Source organism: Chitinophaga sp. YIM B06452, assembly GCF_039655965.1.
In the GTDB taxonomy this organism is placed as follows: Bacteria; Bacteroidota; Bacteroidia; order Chitinophagales; family Chitinophagaceae; genus Chitinophaga.
Window position 1 is genome coordinate 1 of record NZ_JAWLKY010000016.1, and the last position, 593, is coordinate 593.

The window sequence follows — 593 nt, forward strand, 5'->3', positions numbered from 1 at the left end:
CAGGATCGGAGTCGTTGCCCAGGAGACCTGGTGATGGTACATTCAGGCTGACGTCTTCTGCTACCGTGTATGCGTCATTCACTGCCGCCGGTCTCTCGTTCACATTCGTTATGGCGATGTGCAGTGTTGCCGTATCGCAAAGCGATGGAGAACCATTATCACAAACCTGGTAGATTAGTGAATCAAGGCCGTTGTAGTTTGCGCCCGGCGTGTAGGTGAAGGAGCCATCCGCATTCAGCACCACCGTTCCATTCACAGGTGCTACTACAAGGCTGGCAGTGAGCCCATCTCCTTCCAGGTCAGAATCGTTGGTGAGTACATTACCGGGAACAGGGGTGTTTTCATCCGTCGTAGCAGAATCCGCTACCGCAACCGGCACATCATTCACAGCAGTGATAGTGAACACCACCATCGCAGTATCTATCAAACCGCCCGGATCAGCGATCGTGTAATAAGCGGTGTCGCTACCGAAGAAGTTCGGCGCCGGCACATAAGTGAAGGAACTATCCGCGTTCAGTGTCAATGTTCCGCTCACAGGAGCAGCCAGAACTGCAATTGCCAGCGTATCGCCGTCGGGATCGGTGTCGTTGCCC

At 54.1% G+C, this 593-nt stretch carries 1 protein-coding gene; it reads right to left on the reverse strand.

Annotated features, from left to right (window positions below; genetic code table 11):
- Positions 1 to 593: Ig-like domain-containing protein (locus tag R3I13_RS26975; RefSeq protein WP_346321110.1), on the reverse strand; the 593-nt coding region annotated here is incomplete at both ends.